At 66.2% G+C, this 22,756-nt stretch carries 27 protein-coding genes and 1 other RNA gene; 15 read left to right on the forward strand and 13 right to left on the reverse strand.

Annotated features, from left to right (window positions below; genetic code table 11):
• The first annotated feature begins 232 nt into the window (after positions 1-232).
• On the forward strand, positions 233-1,195 hold the full coding sequence (locus GEU84_RS16770) for an NADPH:quinone oxidoreductase family protein (protein ID WP_152828222.1): 963 nt from the start codon (positions 233-235) through the stop codon (positions 1,193-1,195).
• Here GEU84_RS16770 and GEU84_RS16775 read toward each other — a convergent pair.
• Positions 1,182-2,117 (reverse strand): LysR family transcriptional regulator, encoded by a 936-nt coding sequence (locus GEU84_RS16775; protein ID WP_152828224.1) that lies wholly within the window; start codon positions 2,115-2,117, stop codon positions 1,182-1,184. The two genes, GEU84_RS16770 and GEU84_RS16775, sit on opposite strands and share 14 nt — an antisense overlap.
• 144 nt (positions 2,118-2,261) lie before the next feature.
• Here GEU84_RS16775 and GEU84_RS16780 point away from each other — a divergent pair, with 144 nt between their 5' ends.
• Both GEU84_RS16780 and GEU84_RS16785 read left to right on the forward strand, forming a co-directional pair.
• Positions 2,262-2,492, forward strand: a complete 231-nt coding sequence (locus GEU84_RS16780; protein ID WP_152828226.1) for a DUF1127 domain-containing protein — start codon at positions 2,262-2,264, stop codon at positions 2,490-2,492.
• Between the two features lie 153 nt (positions 2,493-2,645).
• Entirely contained in the window at positions 2,646-3,383 is a 738-nt protein-coding gene (locus GEU84_RS16785) for a Bax inhibitor-1/YccA family protein (RefSeq protein WP_152828228.1), read from the forward strand.
• Between the two features lie 63 nt (positions 3,384-3,446).
• Here GEU84_RS16785 and GEU84_RS16790 read toward each other — a convergent pair whose 3' ends face one another.
• The 9 genes from GEU84_RS16790 to GEU84_RS16830 form a co-directional block, all read right to left on the reverse strand.
• Positions 3,447-3,989, reverse strand: a complete 543-nt coding sequence (locus GEU84_RS16790; RefSeq protein WP_152828229.1) for an AAA family ATPase — start codon at positions 3,987-3,989, stop codon at positions 3,447-3,449.
• 9 nt (positions 3,990-3,998) lie between these two features.
• Positions 3,999-4,499, reverse strand: a complete 501-nt coding sequence (locus GEU84_RS16795) for a GNAT family N-acetyltransferase (protein ID WP_152828230.1) — start codon at positions 4,497-4,499, stop codon at positions 3,999-4,001.
• 76 nt (positions 4,500-4,575) lie between these two features.
• A complete protein-coding gene (gene rpmG, locus GEU84_RS16800) occupies positions 4,576-4,743 on the reverse strand; it encodes a 50S ribosomal protein L33 (RefSeq protein ID WP_152828231.1) in 168 nt (55 codons plus the stop codon).
• Positions 4,744-4,991: 248 nt separating this feature from the next.
• Positions 4,992-5,413: RNase P RNA component class A (gene rnpB / locus GEU84_RS16805), an RNA gene on the reverse strand.
• 12 nt (positions 5,414-5,425) lie between these two features.
• Positions 5,426-6,094, reverse strand: a complete 669-nt coding sequence (locus tag GEU84_RS16810) for an N-acetylmuramoyl-L-alanine amidase (protein WP_152828232.1) — start codon at positions 6,092-6,094, stop codon at positions 5,426-5,428.
• Between the two features lie 11 nt (positions 6,095-6,105).
• Complete coding sequence (locus GEU84_RS16815) at positions 6,106-6,891, reverse strand: PAT1 family protein (protein ID WP_152828233.1); 786 nt, start codon at positions 6,889-6,891, stop codon at positions 6,106-6,108.
• 35 nt (positions 6,892-6,926) lie between these two features.
• On the reverse strand, positions 6,927-8,405 hold the full coding sequence (gene gatA, locus GEU84_RS16820) for an Asp-tRNA(Asn)/Glu-tRNA(Gln) amidotransferase subunit GatA (RefSeq protein ID WP_152828234.1): 1,479 nt from the start codon (positions 8,403-8,405) through the stop codon (positions 6,927-6,929).
• Positions 8,402-8,689, reverse strand: a complete 288-nt coding sequence (gatC, locus tag GEU84_RS16825; protein WP_152828235.1) for an Asp-tRNA(Asn)/Glu-tRNA(Gln) amidotransferase subunit GatC — start codon at positions 8,687-8,689, stop codon at positions 8,402-8,404. The genes gatA and gatC overlap by 4 nt, the downstream gene beginning before the upstream one ends.
• An 87-nt stretch (positions 8,690-8,776) precedes the next feature.
• Entirely contained in the window at positions 8,777-9,433 is a 657-nt protein-coding gene (locus GEU84_RS16830) for a hypothetical protein (protein ID WP_152828236.1), read from the reverse strand.
• Positions 9,434-9,488: 55 nt separating this feature from the next.
• On the opposite strand from GEU84_RS16830, the gene GEU84_RS16835 reads away from it, so the two are divergent.
• A complete protein-coding gene (locus tag GEU84_RS16835) occupies positions 9,489-10,187 on the forward strand; it encodes a metal-dependent hydrolase (protein WP_152828237.1) in 699 nt (232 codons plus the stop codon).
• On the opposite strand, the gene GEU84_RS16840 is transcribed toward GEU84_RS16835, so the two are convergent.
• The gene (locus GEU84_RS16840) at positions 10,177-10,428 is read right to left on the reverse strand and encodes a hypothetical protein (protein WP_152828238.1); all 252 of its coding nucleotides are present in this window, start codon (positions 10,426-10,428) and stop codon (positions 10,177-10,179) included. The two genes, GEU84_RS16835 and GEU84_RS16840, sit on opposite strands and share 11 nt — an antisense overlap.
• Before the next feature lie 401 nt (positions 10,429-10,829).
• Entirely contained in the window at positions 10,830-11,291 is a 462-nt protein-coding gene (locus GEU84_RS16845) for a nucleoside deaminase (protein ID WP_152828239.1), read from the reverse strand.
• Between the two features lie 142 nt (positions 11,292-11,433).
• Between GEU84_RS16845 and GEU84_RS16850 the strand changes: the two genes are divergently transcribed.
• The 8 genes from GEU84_RS16850 (at position 11,434) to GEU84_RS16880 (ending at position 18,849) form a co-directional block, all read left to right on the forward strand.
• Positions 11,434-12,537 carry a pseudouridine synthase gene (locus GEU84_RS16850; RefSeq protein ID WP_152828240.1) on the forward strand — a complete coding sequence of 368 codons (1,104 nt, stop codon included), beginning with the start codon at positions 11,434-11,436 and terminating at the stop codon, positions 12,535-12,537.
• Between the two features lie 75 nt (positions 12,538-12,612).
• A complete protein-coding gene (locus tag GEU84_RS21380) occupies positions 12,613-12,741 on the forward strand; it encodes a hypothetical protein (RefSeq protein ID WP_277604974.1) in 129 nt (42 codons plus the stop codon).
• The gene (locus GEU84_RS16855; RefSeq protein WP_152828241.1) at positions 12,741-13,643 is read left to right on the forward strand and encodes a 5-bromo-4-chloroindolyl phosphate hydrolysis family protein; all 903 of its coding nucleotides are present in this window, start codon (positions 12,741-12,743) and stop codon (positions 13,641-13,643) included. Before GEU84_RS21380 ends, GEU84_RS16855 begins: the two co-directional genes overlap by 1 nt.
• 24 nt (positions 13,644-13,667) lie before the next feature.
• Positions 13,668-14,858: a toxic anion resistance protein gene (locus GEU84_RS16860; protein WP_152828242.1), complete on the forward strand. Its 1,191-nt coding sequence runs from the start codon at positions 13,668-13,670 to the stop codon at positions 14,856-14,858.
• Between the two features lie 5 nt (positions 14,859-14,863).
• A complete protein-coding gene (locus tag GEU84_RS16865) occupies positions 14,864-15,823 on the forward strand; it encodes a DUF2927 domain-containing protein (protein WP_152828243.1) in 960 nt (319 codons plus the stop codon).
• 3 nt (positions 15,824-15,826) lie between these two features.
• A complete protein-coding gene (locus GEU84_RS16870) occupies positions 15,827-16,483 on the forward strand; it encodes a DUF6338 family protein (RefSeq protein ID WP_152828244.1) in 657 nt (218 codons plus the stop codon).
• Positions 16,484-16,649: 166 nt separating this feature from the next.
• The gene (locus tag GEU84_RS16875) at positions 16,650-17,747 is read left to right on the forward strand and encodes an SPFH domain-containing protein (RefSeq protein ID WP_152828245.1); all 1,098 of its coding nucleotides are present in this window, start codon (positions 16,650-16,652) and stop codon (positions 17,745-17,747) included.
• Between the two features lies 1 nt (position 17,748).
• Complete coding sequence (locus GEU84_RS16880) at positions 17,749-18,849, forward strand: primosomal protein N' (replication factor Y) - superfamily II helicase (protein WP_174539940.1); 1,101 nt, start codon at positions 17,749-17,751, stop codon at positions 18,847-18,849.
• A 24-nt stretch (positions 18,850-18,873) separates the two neighbouring features.
• On the opposite strand, the gene GEU84_RS16885 is transcribed toward GEU84_RS16880, so the two are convergent.
• Positions 18,874-20,100 (reverse strand): glycosyltransferase, encoded by a 1,227-nt coding sequence (locus GEU84_RS16885; RefSeq protein WP_152828246.1) that lies wholly within the window; start codon positions 20,098-20,100, stop codon positions 18,874-18,876.
• Positions 20,101-20,287: 187 nt separating this feature from the next.
• On the opposite strand from GEU84_RS16885, the gene GEU84_RS16890 reads away from it, so the two are divergent.
• From GEU84_RS16890 to dtd, 3 genes are all read left to right on the forward strand, one after another.
• Complete coding sequence (locus GEU84_RS16890) at positions 20,288-21,265, forward strand: phosphoribosylaminoimidazolesuccinocarboxamide synthase (protein ID WP_152828247.1); 978 nt, start codon at positions 20,288-20,290, stop codon at positions 21,263-21,265.
• A gap of 78 nt (positions 21,266-21,343) precedes the next feature.
• A complete protein-coding gene (locus tag GEU84_RS16895) occupies positions 21,344-22,264 on the forward strand; it encodes a carbohydrate kinase family protein (protein ID WP_152828248.1) in 921 nt (306 codons plus the stop codon).
• A complete protein-coding gene (gene dtd, locus GEU84_RS16900) occupies positions 22,261-22,698 on the forward strand; it encodes a D-aminoacyl-tRNA deacylase (RefSeq protein WP_174539941.1) in 438 nt (145 codons plus the stop codon). Before GEU84_RS16895 ends, dtd begins: the two co-directional genes overlap by 4 nt.
• The last annotated feature ends 58 nt before the right edge of the window (positions 22,699-22,756 follow it).

Here is a 22,756-nt window from a genome sequence, read left to right on the forward strand (position 1 = left end):
TTTAGCGAGTTTCGCAATATGCATTGCAATTTGCGTGCAATCTGAGGGCGATCTTTGCATTTCGCAAATCACCCTGCGGGGTCTGTCCGGCAGCAAAGGCGAAACACGCAGCGGATGATGATGTTTGATCCGCGCCCCGTGGTGAATTAAGTTTCTGAAACATGTGGGTGCGCGGCGGAACCACAGTTTTCCATGCGCCCGCTTGCTGCTGCCGCCCCTGCCGGAGAAACCGATGCGCGCCTTCCGCCTTGCCGCCCCTGCCACCCCGCCGCAGATCGAAACCCTGCCCACCCCGGAACCGGGGCCGGGCGAGGTGCGGCTGCGCATTGCCGCCTGCGGGTTGAATTTCGCCGATCTGTTGATGATCGAGGGGAAGTATCAGGAGCGCCCGCCCCTGCCGATGACGCTGGGGCTGGAACTGGCGGGCACGGTGACGGCGCTGGGGCCGGGTGTCATCAGCCCGGCCATCGGCACGCGGGTGGCGGTGTTTGCCGGGCAGGGCGGGCTGGCCGAGGAGGGCTGCTTTCCCGCCAGCCGTTGCCTGCCGCTGCCCGATGCCATGAGTTTCCCCGAGGCAGCCGGGTTTCAGATCGCCTATGGCACCAGCCATCTGGCGCTGGACCACCGCGCGCGGCTGCAACCCGGCGAAACCCTGCTGGTGCTGGGGGCGGCGGGCGGCGTGGGCCTGACGGCGGTGGAGATCGGCAAGCGGATGGGCGCGCGGGTAATCGCCTGCGCACGCGGGGCCGAAAGACTGGCCGTGGCCGCAGCCGCCGGGGCCGATGTGCTGATTGACAGCGGCACCACCGATCTGCGCGCGGAACTGAAGGCTCTGGGCGGGGTGGATGTGGTCTATGATCCGGTGGGGGGCGATGATTTCATGGCCGCCCTGCGCGCCACCCGCCCCGAGGGGCGGCTTTTGACCATCGGCTTTGCGGGCGGCAGCGTGCCGCAGATTCCGGCCAACCTGCTGCTGGTCAAGAACCTGACGGTGATCGGGCTTTATTGGGGGGGCTATGCCGGTTTCCGCCCCGAAGTGTTGACGGACAGCCTGGCCACCCTGCTGGGCTGGTATGCCGAGGGCAGGCTGAAACCCCATGTCAGCCATGTGATGCCACTGGTTCAGGTGGCCGATGCGCTGGCCCTGCTGCGCGACCGCAAGGCCACGGGCAAGGTCGTGGTCAGTATGATGTGACCGGATCGGGCTTGGCCCGCAGCGCCAGCGGCAAGGGCACGGCCACAAGCCGGTCGTCCTTGCCGGTATGCGCCGCATAGGCCCGCCGGATCAGCGCCGCCATCGCCGCCACCGATGGCCCATGCGCGGGTTGCGCCACATAAAGCCCCACCTTCAATTGCCCCAGTTCGGGCAGGGCGCCGCCATGGGCCACCCTTTCCACATGCGGCGGCTCTGACCCCGCCAGCACGGTATGCACCGCCAGATCGGCGCTGAGGCCCGCCTCGATGGTGCGGGAATTGTCGCCCTCGATGGCCATGGTCCAGGGAATGCCCGCCCGGTCCAGCGCCGCCTGCACGCCTTGGCGGAACCCGCAGTTGTTCTCGAACGCCAACCGCAGGGGGCGGGTTTTCCAGGCCACGCCACCGGGCGCGCCCACCCAGATCAGCGGCTGTTCGGCAATCACCTCGCCGCCCTGATCAAGCTCATCCTCGGTGGTCAGGATGATGTCGCATTCGCCGCGCGAAAACTGCGCCTTCAGCACCCGGGTAAAGGACGACAGCAGCGTGACCTTCACCTTGGGATAATCGCGCGCGAAGGTCTGCAACACATGCGGGATCACCGGATAGACAATGTCATGCGGCACGCCCAGCACCACCTCGCCACCGTCATAGGCGTCATGGGTCATGCGGCCCAGCACCTCGTCATTCAGCGCCAGCATGCGCCGCGCATAGCCCAGCAACTGCTCACCCGCCACCGTCAGCGCGATCTTGCGCGCCGAACGGTCCAGCAATTCGACCCCCAGCATCCCTTCCAGCCGCTTGATCTGCATCGACACGGCCGATTGCGTCAGATTCAGGAACCCCGCAGCACGGGTGACGCCACCCGCATCGGCAATCGCCACGAAAGAGCGCAGCGAGGTCAGGTCGAGGTTCCGGGCCATATCACAATCCTTGATGTTTCACGTCAAAACCATTCATTTCTAAAATGTCACTGATTCGGGCATAAGGATCAAGTGATTTGATGGTGCCACCCCGCCGCATCGCGAAAACTGATGAAACCAGCTTCCATCCTGAAAGGACAAACCATGTTCGCCTCGCTTCACACCGCATCGCTGACGCTCCGCAGCATGCCGAAGGGCGGCACCCTTGCGCGCATCGCCGCCACGCTGCAGCTGGGGCTGATCGCCCGCCGCCAGCGCGCCCATCTGGGCCGGCTGGACGATCACGCGCTGGCCGATATCGGCCTGACGCGCGCCGATGCGCTGGCCGAGGCTGCCCGCCCGGTCTGGGATGTGCCCGCGTCTTGGCGCTGCTGAGGGCGGAACCGGCGCAACGCGCGCATCTGCCGCGTGTATTTTGCGACGCCGCATGACGGAAATCCTTGAAACCCCGGTCAGACTTCCCAATATTGATGCCAAGTGAAGATCCCTCCGGGGGTCTTCCCCCGCAACAGTAATCGGAGGCTTCACATGGCTGACTACCAGACGATCCGCACGGTCGGCGCTGGCGCCCGCACCGCAGCGATAGACGAAGGGCTGCGCGCCCATATGAACAAGGTCTACGGCCTGATGTCCGTGGGCATGCTGCTGACCGGCGGCGTGGCCTGGGGCGTCGGCACGACCGACATTCTGATGCAGGCGCTGCGCAGCCCCGAAGGCGGCATGACCATTCTGGGCTGGGCCGTGATGTTTGCCCCGCTGGTCATGGTCTTTGCCTTCGGCGCAATGATCAACCGCCTGTCGGTAGCCGCAGCGCAGCTGTTCTTCTATGCCTATGCCGCCGTGATGGGCCTGTCGCTGGCCTGGATCTTCCAGGTGTTCACCGGCGTGTCGATCGCGCAGACCTTCCTTGTCACCTCGATCGCCTTTGCCGGCCTGTCGCTCTATGGCTATACCACCAAAAAGGATCTGTCGGGCTTCGGCACGTTCCTGATGATGGGCGTGATCGGCCTGATCGTGGCCTCGGTGGTCAACATTTTCCTCGCCTCCTCGGCGCTGATGTTCGCCATCTCGGTGCTGGGTGTGCTGATCTTTGCCGGTCTGACCGCCTATGACACGCAGAACATCAAGAACACCTATCTGCAGCATGCGCAGATGGGCGACCAGGAATGGTTGGGCAAGGCCGCCATCATGGGCGCGCTGCAACTCTACCTCGACTTCATCAACCTGTTCATGTTCCTGCTGCAATTCATGGGCAACCGCGAGTAACCGCAGGTCGGTCAGTTGAACCCGAGGGGCCGGTGGAAACACCGGCCCTTTTTCATTGGCAGGTCAGCCCTGATCGTGTTGGCGCGTGGTTTGGTCCGGCAGCCTGGCCAGAAACGCCCGCACATCGGCCAGTGACCGCAGATGCACCACCCGCAGCTCGGGCGGGGCGCCCTGCACCAGCCGAGCGATGCGCGCCCGCGACGAATGCCGCGTGGCCCAGATGAAGCGCCAGAACCCCGGCAGGTTACGCAGACGCTCGGGGCAGGCGGAGGGCAGGTCGGGGCGGCTTTTGCCCAGGCCCGTCAGCGTGCGCCGCGTGACGCGCCACAGCCGCAGCGCCACCGGCACATCGACCCAGATCAGCAGATCGGCCCGCGCCACGCGGTTGGCATAGCTGCGTGAATGGCCGCCCTCGAATATCCATTCCTCCCGCGCCTCGACCTCGGCACAAAGGCGGTCTTTCTGCGCCGCTGTCCGCTCCACCCAGCCGGGTTGCCAATGGATATGATCCATATGCACCACCGGCAGCCCCGTGCGTGCGCCCAGCGCCCGCGCCAGCGTGCTTTTGCCCGACCCGGGCTGCCCCACGATCATCACCCGCCGCATCGCCCCGCCCTACAGATTGCATTCCATCCTGACCGCGGGAAAGCCGATGCCCGGGCGCAGCGGCACTTCAACCGGCCCCAGCACGCGAAACCCCAGTGCGGCATAGAACGGCACGGCGGTGCGGGTGGACAGGCAATCCAGCCGCCGCATGCCCGCCGCCCGGGCCTGATCCAGCACCCGCGCCATCAGCCCGCGCCCGATGCCCTGCCGCACCTGTTCCGCATCCGTCACCACATGGCGCACATGGCCCAGCTGCGGCACAGCCGCGCCGCCCCCCGGCGCATCGGGCGTCCAGCCCCCGGCACCCACCACGGCACCGCCCAGCAACGCCAGCCAATAGCTGCCCGAAACCACCAGTTCAGGCCGCGCGCGCGAAATCAGCGGCAGCGCCGTGACCAGCACCGAAGCCGGGTAATCAGCCTTCAGCAAGCGCGGATAGCTGCGCGCCAGCAGCGCATCCACCGCCGCCAGATCGCCGCGCCCCGCCACACGGAATGTCACGGCATCCATCACCAGCCCACCCCCCCGGAAATGAAAAAGCCGCGCCCAGACGGCGCGGCCATGTCACACAACGGATCGGCAGATCTTACTTGATCTTGCCTTCCTTGTATTCCACATGCTCGCGCTTCACGGGGTCGTATTTCTTGACCACCATCTTGTCGGTCATGGTGCGGGCATTCTTCTTGGTCACATAGAAGTGCCCGGTGCCCGCCGTCGAGTTCAGACGGATCTTGATCGTCGCCGGTTTCGCCATAGTCGTCGTCTCCTTCAGCCCGGCACGCCACGCGGCTCCGGTGAAATCATGAAGCCCGCCTTTTACCCGGCAAGAGGCCAGAGTCAACAGCCAAACGCCCCTGCCGCGCCCGAAAATCCAGCGTGGCGCGCAGATCGGCCCCGCAGGCATCGCAGGCCTTGCCCCATCGCACCTGCTGCATTCTTGCTGGCCCAAATATCCTCCCCGAAGGGCTCCCCGGCCTCCGCCTTCACGGACGGAAGTGGGAAATGTGCGGATGGCCTGTAAGCCGGATTTTGTCCAAGGGTTGCCCCTCTGGATGACCATTCCTCTGCCCGCGCGATTGCCCGCGCGATCTAGCTGCCAACCCGGGCCTCTGGGCTGAAGCATCCCTGCGGCGGTATCCCCCGGCTAGCGCCGTCGGACCAGACCCGCGCGAGGCCCCTATTCGGCATTGCTCCGGGTGGGGCTTGCCTTGCCGTCCCGGTTGCCCGGTCCGCGGTGGGCTCTTACCCCGCCGTTTCACCATCACCCCGATGTGCCAAAGGCGAACCTTCGCACCTCTCGGGGCAGACTCTTCTCTGTGGCGCTTTCCCTCGGGTTGCCCCGGCCGGGCGTTACCCGGCACCCTTGCCTCATGGAGTCCGGACTTTCCTCGCATCTTGCGACACGCGGTCATCCAGCCATCCGCACGAGGGGGCGCTTACGCCCCTGCCCCGGCCCCGTCAATCGCAAAGCGTTGCGCCAGATCGGCGGCCATCGCGGCATCCACCCCGTCCAGCGGCCCGCGCGCCCAGGGGCGAAACCGCAGGCGGAAGGCCGACAGCAGCACGGCACCCTCTGCCGCAGGATAGCCGAAGCGGCGGGCATTGGCGGCAAAATCACCTGGCCTGCCCGCATCAGCCGCCCGCGGCCAGACCGCCAGCCCGGCCAGCGCCAGCCTGCGCCAGTCAAAACGCGGGCCAGGGTCGGTCTTTCGGGCAGGGGCCATGTCGGAATGGGCAATGACGCCCTGCGGCGGAATGGCCCGGCGCGCCATCACATCGGCCAACAATCGCTCCAGCGCCGCCATCTGCGGCGCGGCAAAGGGTTGCCGCCCGTTGTTCGCCAGTTCGATCCCGATGGAGCGTGAGTTCACATCGCCCTGCCCGCCCCATTCGCCCGCCCCGGCATGCCAGGCGCGCAGGTCTTCGGGCACCAGCGCCAGCACCTCGCCATGCTCGGCAATCAGGTAGTGCGCCGACACTTCGGCCGCAGGGTCGCACAGCCGTTCGCGCGCCGCGTCAAAGCTGGCCATCGCGGTGTAGTGGATCACGATGAGAGAGGGCCGCAACCCATCCCGGCGCGGCCCGCAGTTTGGCGATCTGGTCAGAGCGGCCCCTGTCAGTTCAGCGCCGTGCGGAACGGGCGCGGATCCCAGCCACAGGCATAGCCGTCACCATCCGGGTCCAGCCCCTTGCGGTCACGCTCCGGCCCGCCATTGGCCAGAAACGCCTCTTGCGCCAGATCGGGCGAGGCATAGCGCGCGCAGGCGGCACCGGGGTTTGTCATGCGCAGCGAGGAACGGCGATAGGTGGGCGTGCCCGGCGCATGGCTGGTGGACAGCGCGAATTGCACGATGTTCGGGGCCTCGCCGCCCTGCCGCTGCGGCACGGCGGTGGGTTGCACCACCTGATACTGCGCGCGGTTCTGCTCGATCCGGGCGCGGTCGCTTTCGATGGTCTCGCGCGCGGCCACGGCGTTGAAATCATTCTCGTCGGAAATGCCGTTGCTGGCCCCGGCCACTTCGCCCGATTCCTGCCGGATGCCTGCCGGCGCATCGCCACGCGGGCGCACGCCGCTTTGCGGAGCCACCGGCTGCACAGCGACGGGGGCAACAGCGGCAGGCTGCACCGCCAGCGGCGGGGGGGAACCCGCCACAGCACCACCCTCGGCCGCCGTGATCGCCGCATCCAGCCGCTCGGTTGAAAACACCGGGTTGCCAGGCACGACGCTGCCCGCAGGCGGCAACGCCGCAGGAGAGGACGCGCGCGGGGCCATGCCCGCCAACTGCGCGTCACGTTCGCGGATATAGGTCGAATAATCCTGAAAGCCGACGCCGCTGTCGGGCACCGCAGGCTGGCAGGCCGCAAGGCCAAGGGCTGCCAAGATGACGAAAGGCGCGCGCATGTCTCGAATCCCGTTTCAAGCTACAGTGGGGGCGCTTACCACCATTTCGCGGGCTTGGAAACAAAGCCCGCCGCGCGTTCCAGCACATAGGCGTGATTCAGGAGCCCCGCCTCATCCCAGGGCCGTCCGATCAGTTGCAGCCCCAGCGGCAGACCATCGGCATCCAGCCCCACCGGCACCGCGATGCCCGGCAGGCCCGCAAGGTTCACCGTCACGGTGAACACGTCGTTCAGATACATCTCCACCGGGCTGGCATTGGCCATCTCGCCCAGACCAAAGGCGGCTGACGGGGTGGCGGGCGTCAGGATCGCATCGACACCGGCGGCAAAGGCCTGCTCGAAATCGCGCTTGATCAGCGCCCGCACCTTGCGCGCACGGTTGTAATAGGCGTCATAGAACCCCGCTGACAGCACATAGGTGCCGATCATCACGCGGCGCTGCACCTCGGCCCCGAACCCTTCGGCGCGGGTCTTTTCATACATTTCGGTGATGCCATCGCCCTGCGCCAGTTTCGCGCGGTGGCCATAGCGCACTCCGTCATACCGCGCGAGGTTGGATGACGCCTCGGCAGGCGCGATGACATAATAGGTGGGCAGCGCGTATTTGGTATGCGGCAGCGAGATGTCGACGATTTCGGCCCCGGCATCCTTCAGCATGGCGCAGCCATCGGCCCACAGCTTGTCGATCGCGGCGGGCATGCCGTCCATCCGGTATTCGCGCGGGATGCCGATCTTCTTGCCACGGATGTCACCGGTCAGCGCCGCCTCGAAATCCGGCACGGCCAGATCGGCGGATGTGCTGTCTTTCGCGTCATGCCCGGCCATCGCGCCCAGCATGATTGCCGCATCGCGCACGGTCTTGGTCATCGGCCCCGCCTGATCAAGCGATGAGGCAAAGGCCACGATGCCCCAGCGGCTGACGCGGCCATAGGTGGGCTTGATCCCCACGATGCCGGTGAAGGCCGCAGGCTGACGGATCGAGCCGCCGGTATCGGTGCCTGTCGCGGCAAGGCACAGGTCCGCCGCCACCGCTGCCGCCGATCCGCCGGACGAGCCGCCGGGCGTCAGCTCGCGGTCATCCGATTTCCACGGGTTCACCGCCGGTCCATAGCACGAGGATTCGTTGCTGGACCCCATGGCGAATTCGTCCATGTTCAGCTTGCCCAGCATCACCGCGCCCGCATCGAACAGCTTGGCCGTGACGGTGGATTCGTATTCGGGCCGGAAGCCCCGCAGGATGTTTGACGCGGCCTGCGACGGCACGCCCTTTGTGCAGAACAGATCCTTGATGCCCAGCGGGATGCCGTTCAGATCCGGCGCATCCGCCCCCCGCCGCGCATCGGCGGCGCGGGCCTGATCCAGCGCAATCTCGGGCGTCTTGTGGACGAAGGCGTTCAGCCCGTCGCCCGCATCCATCGCGGTCAGGCAGGCCATGGTCAGATCGACCGCCGACAATTCACCCTTGCGCAGCGCGTCGCGGGCGGCGGCGATGGTCAGTGCGTTCGCTTCGGTCATTCCACCACCTTCGGCACGGCAAAGAACCCCTCACGCGCATCGGGCGCATTGGCCAGCACGGCGGCCTGGATGTTGCCATCGGTGACAACATCATTGCGGCGGGCCAGCCGCATCGGCGTGACCGAGGTCATCGGTTCCACCCCGGTCACATCCACCTCGTTCAACTGCTCCATGAAGCCGATGATGCCCGACAGATCCTGCGCCAAAGCGGCCAGATCGGTTTCCTCTACCCTGATGCGGGCGAGTTTGGCCACCTTGCGGGCGGTATCGGTATCGATGGGCATGAAGACGCTCCGGTTTTGCTTGGCCCGGTTTAGCGGGGCATGGGGCGGCGTGCAAGGCGGGGGGTGGCCCTGCGGGCCGGGGCGGGGTCAGCCGCCCTGCCCCACTTCGGGCATCCGGTGTCGCCGGTAGACCTCGATCATCCAGCCCAGCATAACCCCGTTCAACACATGCCACAGGAAATGCGTGCCAACAGGCAGCGCGTCACACCAAGGCCCGTCCAGCGTGCGCAGCGTCAGCGACACCATCAGCACCCCCGCCCCCAGCGCCAGCCCCCGCGCCGTGGCGGGTGCGCTGGCCCGCAGCAGCGCGGCATAGATGAGGATCAACAGCGGCACCGGCGCATAGCCCGCCGATGATCCGATACCCGGTATCAGCCCGAACAGCGGCACCAAGGCTGCGGAATAGGGGATGAACGCCACCACCGCCACCCCGGCCTGCCAGGGCTTCATCCCCAGCATGTCGCGGCTGGCGGCAAAGACATAAAGCAATATGAACCCCAGGATCGGCGTCACATCCAGAATGCCGGTCAGCCGGTTGGCATGGGTGTGAAACAGATATGACCCGACCCCGATCGCCGCCAGCACGACCACCATGGCGCGGCCCAGCGGCAGCCCGCGCACCCGGGGCCACATGACAAGCGCCGCCAGCAGGAACGCCAGATTCGTCACCGCGTTCACCGGCTCGGCCCAATACGCCGGCCCCATCCGCTCGCAATAGCCATCGACCTGTTCGAACACCGCCATTTCCTTTGCGCCGTTTTCGCCTAGAACCGACCTAGCACCACTCGGAGAACTTCCCATGAAAATCATCTGGCTTGGCCATTCCGGCTTTCGCATCGAGATCGAGAACGCCGTGCTGCTGATCGACCCCTGGCTGACCGGCAACCCGATGTTCCCCGAAGCCCGCAGGGCCGAGGCGCTGGACGGTGCCACCCACATTCTGCTGACCCATGGCCATGGCGACCATGCCGCCAATGCGCTTGCCATCGCCAAGGAACGCGGCCTGCAAATCGCCTGTATCCACGAGATCGCCGATTGGTGGGGCAGCACCGAGGGCGTGCAGACGCTGGGCTTTGGCAAGGGCGGCACCATCAACCTGAACGGCGCGGCGGTGACGATGGTGAATGCCGTGCATTCCTCCAGCATCGACTTTGGCGGGGGCGCGCCCGCCGTCGCGGGGTCCGAGGCTGGGTTCATGATCGCGGGCGAGGGTCACACGATCTATGTCTCGGGCGATACCGACATCATGGCCGACATGGGCTGGATGGCCGAATACCACCAGCCCGACATCGGCATCCTGTGTGCCGGCGGGCATTACACGATGGACATGAAGCGCGCGGCCTTTGCGGCGCGGAAGTATTTCAACTTCCGCACCGTGATTCCCTGCCATTATCGCACCTTCCCGCTGCTGGAGCAGAACGCCGACGCCTTGCGCGCGGGCCTGCCCCCCGGTGTGCGGGTGATCGAACCCGAGGTGCTGGAGCCGATCACTTTCTGAAGGCCGGGTCGGCGCGCGGCCCGCCATCGCGCTGCCAGACCTGATCGGCCCGCCGCGCGGGCAGGTCGGGCAGGCCGATGTCGCGGCGCAGATGGTCGGGCAGATGATGCAGGTCGGGCAGCCGTGGCCGCAGCATCTGCCCCGCCAGCGCGGCCGCGACGCGCCAGATCCCGAAACGCGCGATCAGGGCCTCGACAGCCTCGGCCGGGCGCAGGGTGTCGTCGTTCAATGTCAGTGTCATGTCAGCACTTGCCCCGCGCCGGTGGCGGCGGGTTCCCTTCGGTCGGTATGGGGTGGGGCGCGACAGCTGCAAGACGCGGTGCCTGCGATGCCGTGCCGGTGGCGTTGGGGGTCTGGGGAAAGCCGGTCAGCGGACCGGCGGTTCGATCAGGCGCTCGCGGGGTTCAGCGTGACGCTGGCCCGGGGCGCAGGCGATCAGCCGTGCAGTTCGCCGGAATATCCGCGCGAGCCTCGGCGGCGGGCCGCAGCGCCAAAAGCGAAGGCTGTCGAGATACGGGTCATGCGTCGCCTCCTGCTGCTGCGGGTCCGGTGCGACGATTAACCACAGGCAGCGCAACCGGCAAAATGATTCGCGCCGCAGCCGTCACCGCCGCCCCCGGCCTGTGGCATCACGGGCACAGATCAGGCCCCGCCGCGCCGCTGGGCAAAGAAATCACGCAGCAGTGCCGCCGCCTCGGCCCCGCCGATCCCGTCATAGACCTCGGGCACATGATGGCACTGGGGATGCGAAAACACCCGCGCGCCCTGCGCCACGCCTCCCGATTTCGGGTCTGCCGCACCATAATAAAGCCGCGCCACCCGTGCCGCCGCGATGGCCGCAGCACACATCGGGCAGGGTTCCAGCGTCACATACAGGTCATGGCCGGTCAGCCGTTCCGACCCCAGGGCCACACAGGCCGCACGGATCACCAGCATTTCGGCATGGGCCGTGGGGTCGTTCAGCGCCCGTGTGCGGTTGCCGTCACGCGCCACAACCCTGCCATCGGGCGACACGACCACTGCCCCCACCGGCACCTCGCCCCGGGCCGCTGCCGCGCGCGCCTCGTCCAGCGCGATGTCCATGAAGCTGCGAAACGGGCTCATGCCCCCGTGATGCCTGCCAACCCCTCGAAATTCAAGCCGCCTTGCCCTTTCACACTGGTGCAAATATCCTCCGGGGGTCCGGGGGTGGAAAACCCCCGGCGGCCTCCGCCCCTGCGGAACGCCAGCCAGCCGGGGAATCCGCATGACCGAACCGAAGAAACCTGCGGCCCCCGCAGCCACCAACGCGCCCGAGGGCGAGCGCATCGCCAAGGTGCTGTCGCGCGCCGGTGTCGCCTCGCGGCGCGAGGCGGAACGGATGATCGAACTGGGCCAGGTCGCCGTCAACGGCAAGCTGATTGACAGCCCGGCGCTGAACGTCACCGCGAAAGACCGCATAACCGTGGATGGCAAGCCCCTGGCCGCTGCCGAACCGGCGCGGCTGTGGCTCTATTACAAGCCCGAGGGACTGGTGACATCCGCATCCGACGAAAAGGGCCGCGACACGGTGTTCGACCATCTGCCCGAGGATTTGCCCAGGGTGATGTCCGTCGGGCGGCTTGACCTGAATTCCGAGGGCCTGCTGCTGCTGACCAACGACGGCGAGTTGAAGCGCAAGCTGGAACTGCCCTCGACCGGCTGGCTGCGCAAATACCGCGTGCGGATCAAGGGCAACCCGACCGACCCCGATTTGGAACCCCTGCGCCGCGGCATCACGGTGGAGGGCGAGACGTTCCAGCCGATGATCGTGATCCTAGACCGGATTCAGGGCGCGAATGCCTGGCTGACCGTGGGCCTGCGCGAAGGCAAGAACCGCGAGATCCGTCGCGCCATCGCCGCCATCGGGCTGACGGTGAACCGGCTGATCCGCATCAGCTATGGCCCGTTCCGGCTGGGCGAATTGCAGCCCGGCGAGGTGGAAGAGGTGAAGCCACGCGTTCTGCGCGACCAGTTGGGCCTTGATCCGCGCAGCGAAGAAGATGAAAAACCCGCCCGCAAGGTGGTGCGCAGCCGCCCCGACGCTGCGGGCAAAGCAGCGAAACCGGGCGCGGCCCCGGCGGCAAAACCCGCCGCCCGTGCAGGCTGGGCTACCGCCGCGCCCGCCAAGCCCGGGGGCATCCCGCCCAAGGCCAAATCCTTTGTCGGCCGGTCGCCCAAACCCAAACTTCCCGCCACGGCCCCGGATGCCGCCGAAACCCCTGCCTTCCGCCGCAAACCCGTGGCGGCAAAGAGCCAGACCGGCGCGCGCGGCATGGCCCCGGCAAAATCCGCCACCAAGCCCCCGGGCAAGCCCAAACCCCGCGGCTGACATCCGCGCGTGGCAACAGAAGGGGGGAAGAAGCGGTGCGAATTCCCCTACTGGCCACTGGCAGGAAAAAGCCCCATGCTTTATAGCATGCTGCAACCGCGGCAGGCCAAGGGGGCGCGCATGGCTGGCAAATCCGTTCAATCCCTGGCGTTTTTTCTGTTGCTGGCGCTGACGATCTATGTCGCCACACTCGGGGGCGCATGATGGCCGAACGGTTTGGCGGAAAATACAGCCCCGGCGGCGCGAAACCGGGCAATACCCCGCCCGGCCCGCCGCGCAATGCCTATGACGGCAAGCGCCGATCAGGCGCTGGCGGCAAGTCTAACATGCTGTTCGTGGTGCCTGCGGTCTTCCTGTTCAGCGCCTTTGGCGGCGATCCGCAGGATCTGGTGCTGGGCCTTTCGGCCTTTGGCCTGATGGAACTGGGCGCATGGCTGACGCGCGAAGGCATTATCGCGCAGGATGCCTATGACGCGCGCAACGTCGCCCGCCGCCCGGCCATTCCACGCAAGTTGTTCGGCGCTGTGCTGACCGGGCTGGGGCTGGCCGCAGGCGGCTATGCCGGGGATGGCGGGCTGGTCTATCCGCTGCTGTTCGGCGTGATCGGTGCGGGTCTGCATCTGCTGGCTTTCGGCCCCGATCCCTTGCGTGACAAGGGGATGGAGGGGGTGGACAGTTTCCAGACCGACCGCGTGGCGCGGGCGGTGGACGAGGGTGAAAAGCATCTGGCCGCGATGAAGGATGCCATTTTGCGCGCGGGCGACCGCCAGTTGGAGGCGCGGGTGGACCGGTTCGTGACCGCCGCCCGAGCGCTGTTCCGCAGCGTGGAAAGCGACCCCGGCGATCTGACGGCGGCGCGCAAGTATCTGGGCGTCTACCTTATGGGTGCCCGTGACGCGACGGTGAAATTCGCCGATCTTTACGCCCAGAACCGCGACCCCTCGGCCCGCGCCGCCTATGACGCGCTGCTGACCGATCTGGAAACCAATTTCGCCGCGCGCTCCACAGCGCTGCTGTCGAACAACCGCACCGATCTGGATATTGAAATCGACGTGCTGCGCGAACGCCTGCAGCGCGAGGCCCCCCGCACCGCCACCCCCGAGTGAGCGCCCCCGAGTGAGAGTGACACCATGACCGACACAACCCGCAATGCCGCCACCCAGACGCTTGCCGAAGTGCAGGCCGTGACCGCCGTGGTTCTGCCCGAACCGGGGCGCGAGATCGTGCCGCTGGCCGCCGCCCCCGCCCCGCAGGCCGAAGCGATCCGCAAGCGCATGGCCGAACTGGACATGACCAACACCCAGTCGATCATCAACTTCGGCTCGGCGGCACAGGCCGAATTGCAGGTGATCAGCCAGGAAATGCTGGCCGATGTGAAGAACAAGGATGTGGGGCCCGCGGGCGACAGCCTGCGCCAGATCGTGACCACGATCCGCGGCTTTTCCGTCAGCGAGCTGGACGTGCGCCGCAAGAAAAGCTGGTGGGAACGGCTGACCGGCGGGGCCGCACCCTTTGCCAAATTCGTGGCGAGATTCGAGGATGTGCAGGGCCAGATCGACAAGATCACCGAAAGCCTGCTGAGCCACGAGCACAAGCTGCTGAAGGACATCAAGTCGCTGGATGTGCTTTACGCCAAGACGCTGGATTTCTACAACGAGCTGGCGCTGTATATCGCGGCGGGCGAGGCCAAGCTGGCCGAACTTGATGCCACCACGATCCCCGCGAAAGAAGCCGAGGTTGCGGCGACGCCCGAGGCCGATCAGGTGATGAAGGCGCAGGAATTGCGCGACCTGCGCGCCGCACGCGATGATCTGGAACGCCGGGTGCACGACCTGAAGCTGACGCGACAGGTAACGATGCAATCGCTGCCTTCGATCCGGCTGGTGCAGGAAAACGACAAGAGCCTTGTCACCAAGATCAACTCCACCTTGGTCAACACCGTGCCGCTGTGGGAAACCCAGCTGGCGCAGGCGGTGACGATCCAGCGGAGCCGCGAGGCGGCCGAGGCCATTCGCGGCGCGAATGACCTGACCAATGAATTGCTGACCGCCAATGCCGAAAACCTGCAACAGGCGAACCGCGTGGTGCGCACCGAAATGGAACGCGGCGTTTTCGACATCGAGGCGGTGAAAAAGGCCAATGCCACGCTGGTGGCCACCATCAACGAATCCTTGCAGATCGCGGACGAGGGCAAGGCCAAACGCGCCGCCGCAGAAGTGGAACTGCAAAAGATGGAGGCCGAATTGCGCGACACGCTGGCCTCGGCCAAGGCGCGCAAGACCGGGCTGGGCGACGGCACCGGCACCTCTGTTCCGGCCTGAACGCCATGACCCGCGCGGGGTATCGCATCCCCTCTCGTGCCACCGCTGCAGCCCTGCTGTGCGTGGCCCTGGCTGCCTGCGAGGCGCCCGTGCCCGTCAGCGCGCCGCTGGTGCGCCCCCCGGTGAAACCGGCACCCCCCGCGCCACCGCCGCCGCCCTCGGCGGCATCCGAGGCGGCGCGGGCCTACTACGCCGCCGTGCAGGCGCAACTGTTGGGCCAGGGCCTGCTGCGCACCGATGGTGGCGGGCCTGACACGCCCTATACCGACCGGATGCTGGCGGAAAACTTCTTGCAGGTGGCGCTGTTTGACGAATACCGCCGCGGCCCCGACGGGCTGCAATCGGGCGTCACCGAAAGCCGCCTGCGCCGCTGGGCCGGGCCGGTGCGGGTGGGCCTGCGCTTTGGCGCCTCGGTGCCCGCCGACCGGCAGGCCACCGACCGGGCGCGCGTCGCATCCTATCTGGCGCGGCTGTCGCAGATCACCGGGCATCCGATCGCATTGTCGGACAGTTCGCCGAACTTTTTCCTCAGCATCGTGAACGAGGATGAACGCCGCGCGCTGGGGCCACAGGTGACAGCCGCCCTGCGCAACATCGCCCCTGCCGACGTGGCCGGCATTACCGACATGCCACGTTCCACTTACTGCCTGGTCTACGCGATGTCAGAGGCGGGCAGCGGCACCTACAACCGGGCCTATGCGGTGGTGCGGGCCGAACACCCCGACCTTTTGCGCCTGTCCTGCCTGCACGAGGAACTGGCGCAGGGGCTGGGGCTGGCCAACGACAGCCCGCGCGCCCGCCCCTCGATCTTCAACGACGACGAGGAATTCGCCCTGTTGACCACGCAGGACGAACTCATGCTGAAAATGCTGTATGACCCCCGCCTGCGCCCCGGCATGACGTTGGAGGAGGCGCGGCCGGTTGTGGTGGAGATGGCGCGCGAACTGCTGGGTGGTGAAAGTTGAACGATGCCGGATATTTTCAAGCCGGATACATTTGACTTCTTTGCGAGATATTTTCTTGCAGGGTTCATTCTGGCTTCTGTCCGTGCCCGCTATGTGATTGGAGAAAAGCCGCGATCCAGCGATGTGATCTATGAGGCGGTCATCCTGAGCCTGCTCAACCAGTTGATCTTTCAAAGTATCAGCGCTGGAACGCAGTGGTTCAGGCCAGCATTGATCGGCAGCCCTGTGGCTGATTGGCTATATCAGTCGGGCGAGCATTTCGCTTTTCAACTGGAGATATTGCTTCTGCCTGCCGTCCTTGGCCTGCTTTCCGGGCTCATCCTAAGGATGGAATGGAACACACCGATACTCACCCGTCTTGCGATGCCGATCATCCATCCGACTGTACGTGCCTATGACTATGCGTTCGGAGACATCACGACGGACCGTTTCGTGATCATCACCTACGCTGACGGTACCATGATCTACGGTTATTTCGGAGAGAATTCTCTGGCTTCTTCCGCGTCTGATCGTGGCGATATCTACATCGAACGGCTATATGATGTGTATGAGGGTGTGTGGACGCCGACCGTGCCACCGAAATCGGCGCTTCTGTTGCTCAAGGACTTGCGTTCGATCGAGTTTATCGAACCTGAAAGGGAGACCGACGATGGCACCTAAACTGCTCAATGACGGCTACAAGCCCGCACCCCGGCCTGGTCAGCACCCCAGTGATTCGATCCAGAACGGCTATCAGCCGACCAAAGGAGGTGGTCGCCCCTCTTTGGCTCCACCACCCCCGCCACGCAACACCGGCAGTTCCATCGTCAAGCCCAAGGAATAAGTCATGGTCTTCGATTTCCTCAAAGGCGAATTCATTGATGTCATCTCGTGGCTGGATGACACGCGCGACACGATGGTGTGGCGGTTCGAACGGCGCGGCAATGCCATCAAATACGGGGCCAAGCTGACGGTGCGCGAGGGCCAGTCGGCGGTGTTCATCCACGAGGGGCAGCTTGCCGATGTGTTCGGGCCGGGGCTTTACGAGCTTGAAACCAACAACATGCCGGTCATGACGACCTTGCAGCACTGGGATCACCTGTTCCAGTCGCCGTTCCAGTCCGAGGTGTATTTCGTCAACACTACCCGTTTCAATGATCTGAAATGGGGCACGAAAAACCCGATCATGTGCCGCGACCCCGAATTCGGGCCGGTGCGGCTGCGGGCCTTCGGCACCTATTCCATGCGGGTCAGCGATCCGGGCCGGTTCATGCAGGAAATCGTCGGCACGGATGGCGAGTTCACGGCGGATGAGGTCAGCACCCAGATCCGCAACATCATCGTGCAGGAGCTGAGCCGGGTTCTGGCATCCTCGGGCATTCCGGTGCTGGACATGGCGGCGAACACCGGCGATCTGGGCAAGCTGATCACCACGGCCATTGCCCCAAAGATCACCGAATACGGGCTGGTTCTGCCGGAATTCTACATCGAAAACATCAGCCTGCCGGAAGAGGTGGAAAAGGCGCTGGACAAGCGCACTTCGGTGGGCATCGCGGGCGATCTGGCGAAATACACCCAGTTCAGCGCGGCCGAGGCTTTGGCCAACCCACAGTCCGCGGCCGGATCCGCGATGGCCACCGGGCTGGGCGCCGCGATGGGGCTGGGAATGGCGCAGCAGATGCAGCCGGGGCCATGGGGGGCAGCGCCCGCCGCCGCCCCTCCACCGCCGCCCCAGCCAGAGACCCAGTGGCACATTGCCGAGGGCGGGGCCACCAAGGGCCCATTCCCGCAATCGGCACTGGCACAGCAGGCCGCCAGCGGTGCCATCACCCGCGCCACGCTGGTCTGGACCGCCGGGCAGGACGGATGGAAACCTGCGGGCGAGGTGGCGGCGCTGGCTGCCCTCTTTGCGCTGATGCCCCCGCCCCCACCGCCCGGGGTTTGACGTGGCCAAGGACGAACACCGCTGGCCCTGCGCAAGCTGCGGGGCCGACTTGCGGTTCGCGCCGGGGCAGACGGAACTGCGCTGCGACCATTGCGGCCATGTGCAGGCCATCCCCGATGCGCCCCACCAGCGCACCCGCGCGTTGGGCGAACTCGACCTCAACCGCGCGCTGGCCGATGACCTGCCGCCCGCCGCGATGGAGGATGTGCGCACCACGCCCTGCCCGTCCTGCGGGGCACTGGTGGAATTCACCGGGGCCAGCCATGCCACTGAATGCCCATTCTGCGCCACGCCGGTGGTGGTGGGCACCGGCGAGACACGGCTGATAAAGCCGCAGGCGCTGATCCCTTTCGTGCTGGACGAACGGCAGGCCCGCGACGCGATGACGAAATGGCTGGGCAGGCTGTGGTTCGCCCCCAACGGCTTGCAGGAATATGCGCGCAAGGGTCGCGCTCTGGCCGGGCTTTATGTGCCTTACTGGACGTTTGATGCCGCAACGCGCAGCCGCTATGCCGGGGCGCGGGGGGATTACTATTACACCACCCGCACCGTGACCGTGCAGGTCAACGGCAAGTCGGAACAGCGCCAGGAACAGGTGCGCCACACCCGCTGGACCCGCGCCTCGGGCTGGGTATCGCGCAGTTTCGACGATGTGCTGGTGCTGGCCAGCCAGTCGCTGCCCCGCCGCTATACCGAAGCGCTGGAGCCCTGGGATCTGGGCGCGCTTGCCGCCTACCGCCCCGATTACCTGGCAGGCTTCACCGCCGAAGGTTACACCGTGGGCCTGTCTGACGGCTGGCTGCATGGGCAAGAGATCATGGCGGGTGTCATCCACGGCGACGTGCGCCGCGACATTGGTGGCGATGAACAGCGGGTAGACCGGGTGGATACCGATTATTCGGCGGAAACCTTCAAGCACATCCTGCTGCCGGTCTGGATGGCGGCCTACAAATACAACGGCAAGACCTATCGCTTTGTCGTCAACGGCCAGTCGGGCAAGGTGCAGGGTGAACGGCCCTGGTCCTGGTGGAAGATGGCGCTGGCGGTGGTGCTGGCGGCGATTGTCATTGGTGTCGGGGTGTATATCGCGCAGCAGAGCTGATACGCGGGCGGCAGCCCGAACCGTTCACGCGGGTTCGCCGCCCTGTCGGCGCTGCAACACCGCTGCCATATGCTGCATGCGCAGGGCAAATTCCGTCTCGAAGTCATGGGCGCTGGCATAGGCCCAGGCCCTTTGCCCCGCGGCCAGCACCCGGTCCGGTGCTGCCGCCAGCGCCGCCACCTGCGCCGCCAGCGCGCCGATATCGCCCAAAGGCACCGCCCACCCGGCACCGCTGGCCTGCATCAGCGCCTGCCACATCGCATTGTCATAGCCCGCCACCGGCAGGCCGCAGCCCATGCTTTCCAGATAGGTGCAAGACGGGTCGGCCTGCCGGTGGCAGGACAGGAACAGATCGGCCCTGGTGCGCAGGTGCGGCACCAGCACGGTGTCAAAATCCACCGGATCATGCAGCCGCACCCGGCCCGCCAGCAAAGGTTCGGCCATGCCTGCGGCAATCACCGGCGCAAGGCTGCCCGTGCCAAAGATGTCCAGCGTGAAATCCACCCCCCTTGTTGCCAGCGCCCGGGCCACCGGCAACAGATCCTGCGCGCCCTTCATCGGCTCCAGCCGCCCCGAATGCACCAGCCGCAGCGCCGCACCCGCCTGCAACCGCGCGGCGCGCGCCTGCATCTCGGCCCCGGTGGCCAGCATCCCCGCCCCGATGCGGCTGTCCAGATACAGCAGCGTATCGGCGTTCAGCCCGCGATAGGCCTCGAAGGCCGGAAAGCCATTGGCCTGCACCGCATCGGCCCGGCGAAAGGCGCGGCGGCGCTGGCGTTCTTGCCGCAGCGTCCACAGCGCCGACCAGCCCTTGCGCAACACCCCGCGCGAGGCATCCAGCCCGACGATCTGCAACCGCGTCTGCAACGTGTATTCGATGGTATAGACCAGGGCCGCCCCGGCCGTCGCGCAGGCCTGCGGCAAATCCCACACGCCGGGCATATCGGCGGATGCGGCCACCACCGCCCGCCCCGCCAGCAGATCATCCGGCAGGGGCGCGCCCTGCGGCAACAGGATCAGATCAAACCCCAGGTCGGACTGCGCATATTCCGCGCCAAAGGGCATGCCCTGCGTCCCGCGCCACAGCACAACCGCCGCCTTTCCGCCCGTCAGCCCGGCCCACAGCGCCGCCTGCCGTCGCATGCCATCGGTGAATTTCACATCCAGCGTCAGGCGGCCCTGCCCATGATCCACCACCGGCGCGGGGGCGATCAGCAACAGCCCCGGCCCTGATCCTGTGCCCTTGTCCATCCGCAGCCCCTGCACCACCCTGCCGCGACCCGATCACCCCGGCGCGGCGCTGACAATCCCCTATCGCCCATCCCCTACCACGATGCCGGGGCAATTTCATGGCACAGGCCAGACCAATCGCGCCACACTCCACCGTTGACTCCGCGTCCCACGCACCCGATAGAACCGCATCCCGCCGGAGGCCCCGATGACCGATCTAAGCCGCGTCCTTGACCATGCGCATATCGCCGAACTGCCAAACCCCTATTTCGGCAAGGTGCGCGACTGCTATGATCTGCCACCCGATGCGGATCACCCCCAGGGGCGGCGCATCCTGATCTCATCCGACCGGATTTCGGCCTTTGACCGCATCCTTGCCGCCATCCCCTTCAAGGGCCAGGTGCTGACACAGACCGCGCGCTACTGGTTCGACCTGACCGCCGACATCTGCCCCAATCACGTGCTGGCCTACCCCGACCCGAATGTGGTGATCGGCCAGCGCCTTACCATCCTGCCGGTGGAAATCGTGGTGCGCGGCTATCTGGCGGGCAGCACCGGAACTTCCATTCTGACGCTTTACAAGCAAGGCCAGCGGCAGATGTATGGGCATGTCCTGCCCGACGGGCTGGCCGACAACCAGGCGCTGCCCGCGCCGATCATCACCCCAACCTCCAAAGCCTTTGACGGCGGGCATGACGAGCCGCTGACCGCCGCCGACATCATGGCGCAGGGTCTGTTGACCCCAGCGCAATGGGATGAGGTGTCGGTCAAGGCCTTGGCGCTGTTCGCGCGCGGGCAACAGGTGGCGGCGGAACGCGGGCTGATCCTGGTCGATACCAAATACGAATTCGGCATCGATGCGGCGGGGACGATCCTGCTGGCTGACGAGATCCACACGCCCGACAGTTCACGCTACTGGCGGGCCGATGGTTACGCTCAGGCGCTGGCAGATGGCACGCGCCCGCCCAGTTTCGACAAGGATGTCATCCGCTCCTGGGTCACGGCACGCTGCGACCCCTATAGCGACCCGATCCCCGCCATTCCCGCTGCGATGATCCTGGCCACCGCGCAGGTCTATGTCGACGCGTTTCAGGCCATCACCGGCCAGCCCTTCGCGCCCGACACATCGGGCGCCACGCCGCTGGACCGCATCCGAACGAATCTGGCCCCGTATTTCAGCGTCTGACGCAGGATCGCACCGTTATGTTTGCGCTAACAGCGCGCGCTCCGCTATAACCGGCAAAACTTTGGGAAGGTGACACGAATGATTCTCAGCTGCGGCGAAGCCCTGATCGACATGTTGCCCCGCACCAGCCAACAAGGCGAACCCGCCTTCGCCCCCTATGCCGGCGGCGCCGTGTTCAACACCGCCATTGCTTTGGGCCGTCTGGGCGCGCCTTCGGCCTTCTTCTCGGGGCTTTCCACCGACATGCTGGGTGAAATTCTGGTAGAGACGCTGGAGGCATCGCAGGTCGATACCGGCTATTGCGCCCGTTCCGCGCGCCCCACCACCGTGGCCTTTGTGAAACTGGTGAACGGTCAGGCCACCTATGCGTTTTATGACGAAAACACCGCTGGCCGTCTGCTGGCCGTATCCGATCTGCCCACCCTGCCCGCGAGCGTCGGCACGCTGTTCTTCGGGGGTATTTCCCTGGTCAACGACCCCGCCGCCAGCACCTATGAGGCGCTGATGGCACGCGAGGCCCCTGCGCGTGTGACGATGATCGACCCCAACATCCGCCCCGGTTTCATCACCGATGAGCCGGGCTATCGTGCCCGCATCGCGCGGATGCTGGCGCTGGCCGACATTGTCAAACTCAGCGACGAAGACCTGCACTGGCTGGAGGGTGAGGGCGACCTGACCGCGCTGGCACGAGCCATCCTTGCGCGTGGGCCGAAACTGGTGCTGATCACCGAAGGGGCCAAAGGCGCACGCGCCGTCACCGCCACGCAGGACCGTTTTGTTGCCGCCACCAAAGTGACCGTGGCCGATACCGTGGGCGCGGGCGACACGTTCAACGCCGGTGCGCTGGCCGCCCTGCATCAGGCCGGGGCGCTGACCAAAACCGCACTGGCCGCCCTGCCTGACGATGTGCTGGACGCCGCCCTCAGCCTTGGAACCCGCGCCGCAGCCATCACCGTCAGCCGTCCCGGGGCCAACCCGCCCTGGGCGCATGAATTGTGAGGGCGCTGATCCAGCGCGTGACTGACGCCGCGGTGCGCGTAGATGGCGCGGTGGTGGGCCAGATCGGCCCGGGCCTGCTGATACTTGTCTGCGCCATGCAGGGCGACACGGATGCCGAGGCCGATGCGCTGGTCGCCAAGATCACCAAGCTGCGCATCTTCAAGGATGAGGCGGGCAAGATGAACCGCAGCTTGCGCGACACCGGCGGGGCGGCGCTGATCGTCAGCCAGTTCACGCTGGCTGCCGATACCTCACGCGGCAACCGCCCGGGCTTTTCTACCGCCGCCCCGCCGGACGAAGGCAAACGCCTTTACGATCATTTCACCGTGCGGATGCAGGCCGAAGGCATCACCACCGCCAACGGCCGGTTCGGGGCCGACATGGCCGTCAGCCTGACCAATGACGGGCCGGTGACGATCTGGCTGGAAACCTGATCCCGCCGGATCTGCCGCACACAGGCGCCTTCCCGCAAACCTGCCTTCATTTTCTGTC

The organism is Fertoeibacter niger (assembly GCF_009380135.2).
GTDB lineage: Bacteria > Pseudomonadota > Alphaproteobacteria > Rhodobacterales > Rhodobacteraceae > Fertoeibacter > Fertoeibacter niger.